Source organism: Streptomyces spiralis, assembly GCF_014654675.1.
Taxonomy (GTDB): domain Bacteria; phylum Actinomycetota; class Actinomycetes; order Streptomycetales; family Streptomycetaceae; genus Streptomyces; species Streptomyces spiralis.
The window spans coordinates 121,208-124,381 of record NZ_BNBC01000027.1 but is presented as its reverse complement, the minus strand read 5'-3'; the positions used below and the strand labels follow the sequence as shown (position 1 = coordinate 124,381).

General features: G+C 74.2%; 4 protein-coding genes and 1 tRNA gene. 2 read left to right on the top strand and 3 right to left on the bottom strand.

Features of this window, described 5'->3' with window-relative positions; translation table 11 throughout:
- Window positions 1-74 (bottom strand) — tRNA-Pro (locus IE318_RS26120).
- A 101-nt stretch (window positions 75-175) separates the two neighbouring features.
- Entirely contained in the window at window positions 176-706 is a 531-nt protein-coding gene (locus tag IE318_RS26115) for a MarR family winged helix-turn-helix transcriptional regulator (protein ID WP_189904181.1), read from the bottom strand.
- Between the two features lie 239 nt (window positions 707-945).
- Here IE318_RS26115 and IE318_RS26110 point away from each other — a divergent pair, with 239 nt between their 5' ends.
- Window positions 946-1,392, top strand: coding sequence for an SH3 domain-containing protein (locus IE318_RS26110; protein ID WP_189904179.1), 447 nt, complete (start codon window positions 946-948; stop codon window positions 1,390-1,392).
- 244 nt (window positions 1,393-1,636) lie between these two features.
- Window positions 1,637-2,446 carry a helix-turn-helix domain-containing protein gene (locus IE318_RS26105; RefSeq protein WP_229903752.1) on the top strand — a complete coding sequence of 270 codons (810 nt, stop codon included), beginning with the start codon at window positions 1,637-1,639 and terminating at the stop codon, window positions 2,444-2,446.
- Between the two features lie 47 nt (window positions 2,447-2,493).
- Here IE318_RS26105 and IE318_RS26100 read toward each other — a convergent pair whose 3' ends face one another.
- Entirely contained in the window at window positions 2,494-3,006 is a 513-nt protein-coding gene (locus tag IE318_RS26100) for a hypothetical protein (RefSeq protein ID WP_030180734.1), read from the bottom strand.
- Window positions 3,007-3,174 lie beyond the last annotated feature (168 nt).

Genomic DNA, 3,174 nt, shown 5'->3' with positions numbered 1-3,174 from the left:
TCGGGACGACAGGATTTGAACCTGCGACCCCTTGACCCCCAGTCAAGTGCGCTACCAAGCTGCGCCACGTCCCGTCGGGCGCCTGTGCGGTGATCCACCTCGACGCCCGGGTAAACCCTACCGTACGTGAGCGGCCCCTGGCGGACGGCCCCCGTCCGGCGGGACGGCAGCACGGTCAGCCGGTGCGACGCCGTGCCGTGTCCGTGGTGTCCTGCACGGCGTCCATGTCGTTCGCGTACGCGAGGAAGTCGTCCACCATGCGATGGAACAGCGTGGCCAGCTCGTGGAGTTCCTCGGCGGACCAGCCGGACAGGGCAAGCTGCATACCGCGGGCGCCGGCCTCGCGGATGCGGGCGATGGCCTCCCGGCCCGGCTCGGTCAGCCGGATGCGCTGGGCGCGGCGGTCGTCGGGATCGGGGACGCGGGTGACATGGCCGGACTTCTCCAGCTGCTGGACGGTGCGCGTCACATGGGAGGCCTCCACGCCCAGGCGGTTGGCCAGCTCGCCGGGCCGCAGCGGCTCGGAGTCGGCGATCTGGCGCAGCAGCGCCACCGCGGCGCGGTCCAGGGGTACGCCGGCCAGTCCCATCAGCCGCTCGTGCTGCCGGGCCCGTGTGCTCAGATAGGTGATGCGCGTCAGGGCGCGCTCGATCTCGGCCACCTCGGGCGAGATGACGGGGCCGGTGGGCGACGATGGGGTGGGCATGCCCCGAGGCTATCATATCGTTGACTTACTCAAGTAGTTTGCTGGGGCGTTCACTGCCGCGACGCCCCCTCGCCGGTTCGCCGCGGGCGTCGCGGGGGCACCTCCCGCAGCACCGGTCCCCTGGGACGTCCCCGCCGTCCCAGGGACACGGGGACGGCATCGTCGGCCGCCGCCACGGAAACGCTGGGCGACATGTGATCACGCCATGTGGTCACCGGAACGAAAGCCCGGAGGTTTCCATGATCCGACGGACCCTCACCGGCGGCCTGCTGGCCACGGTCGCGATGCTCGCGCTCGTGCCCACGGCCGCCGATGCCGCCCCGGCCGCGCCCGCCGCGCGCCCCGCCGCGGCAGTGGCCGAGCAGCACCTGCTTCCTTCGCCGCTGCCCGCCCCGGCGCGGCACGTACGGCACTGGCGCCACGTCAACCACCATGCCACGCACTACCGTTCGAGCCACCCCGTCGGTCGGGTGACCACGCACCGCTCCCCGCTGAACGTCCGCTCCGGCCCCGGCACCGGGTACCGGGTGATCGGCGTGCGGCACTCGGGCCGGCTGCTCGCGCTCAAGTGCCGGACGTACGGGTCCTGGGTGCGCGGCACCCACCAGTGGTACCGGCTCGCGCACGTGCGGGGCTACGTCTCGGCGCGCTACCTGCGCGTACGCGGCGCCGTCCCCTGGTGCTGACGTCTCCTCTGCCCCGTACGCCCTGACGGACGAGGCCCGTTCCGCCGCACCGCGTGCCGGCGGAACGGGCCCCGGCGTGTCCCGCACCACGCCGCAGCCGAAGCCGCAACCGAAGGCACAGCCCAAGTCACAGCCGGCTCACTTTCCTCACACCTCCCGGATGTGTGGCGGTGGCCCGAACCCGGGAATCCATCCCGACAACTGGGGGCGAAACGCCCATAGCGGAAGTCGAGTCGGGAGCAGCATGATGCGGCAGGCCCAGGAAGCGGCACCGTCGATCGGGCCGCTGGCGGCGACCCTGCGCGAGTTGAGGGACCGTACGGGCCTGAGCCTGGCCGCCCTCGCCACGCGCACCCCCTACAGCAAGTCCGCCTGGCACCGCTACCTGACCGGGGCCAAGCACCCGCCCCGCTCGGCCGTGGAGGCGCTCGCCCGGCTCGCGGGCGCCGACCCGGCACCGGCCCTGGCGCTGTGGGAGGCGGCGGGAGAAGCACCACGCGCACCCGCCACGCCCTCGGCCTCCGGGCCGGCGTCCGGTTCCGGCTCCAAGGCCGAGGCCGCAGGCCCGTTCCGGGCGCGCCTTGGGCGGCGCGCCCTGCTCCCGGCGCTGACCCTGCTGACCGCCGTCGCGGCCGTGGCCACGGCCCTCGCCACCTCCTCGCGCGGCACGGCACCGGGCACGCGGGTCGTGCCGGTCTCCCAGCGCTGCCAGGGCCGTTCCTGCCAGGGCGAGCTGCCCGGCGCCTCGGCGTGCGCCGGCGACGCGCAGACCAAGAGCGCCGTGAGCGACGCGGCGTACACCGTCCGGCTGCGCTGGTCCCCCTCCTGTGGAACCGCCTGGTCGCAGGTGCGGGTGCGGGGCGCGGTGGCCCGGGAGGTCTCCGTGCGGACGGGCCGGGACGTGCTGTCGGCGACGTACTCCGCCGACGACACCCGGGGCGACACGAGCCCGATGCTCGCCGTTTCCTCACCGAGCGGGGTGGAGGCGTGCGCCGAGGTGAACGGGAAGGTGGCGTGCACGGGCCTGGACGCCGACGCGGGCAGCGGGCCCTGAGCCGCCTCGGGCCGCTCGGCCATTTCCCGGCGATGCCGATGGAGACGTCACTTGATGAGCGCGTTGGCCACGACCACGATCAGCCCGAACACGGCGTCGGCCACCCCGGTGAGCAGCGCCATCGCCCATCTGCGCCCCGCCCACCGGGCCGAGACCAGGCCCAGGGTGAACAGCAGGGCGACGTTGAAGGTGAACGCCGGGTACTCCACTTCGTCCGCGGGCCACCAGCCCCAGCCGCCACCCGCGAGGATCAGCGCGCTGGGCAGCGTGGCGGCGACCAGCGGCCACTCGGCCGCCAGGGCGCGCAGCGCCTGGCCGCGCCGGTGCGGGCCGCGCTCGGCGATGTAGTGGGCGTAGCCGTGCGCCAGCGCGGAGGCGAGCGCGGTCACCAGCAGCCAGGCGGAGTCGTAGCGGCGGTCGGCCGCCGAGTTGTGCCCGACCCCGGTGAGGGCGGCGACCATGGCACAGGCCACGACGGCGCCGTAGACCCCGCCGAAGAGCAGAAGGGAGCGGGTGTCGTGCGCGGACCGCTGGGGGACGGCCGCCGGCGGGTCCGCCATGGGCTGCTCTCTTCCCGGCGTACGGAGACGGTCGTCTCAACGATCACCCGAGCCGGCGGCCCTCGCCACCTCGCGACCGCTTAGGGCCTTTCGTTTGGATCAGGCCGGATCAGGGAGCGGGGTCTGGTGGTGGGGGTACCTCCCACGCCGTTCAGGCAGTGGGGGAGC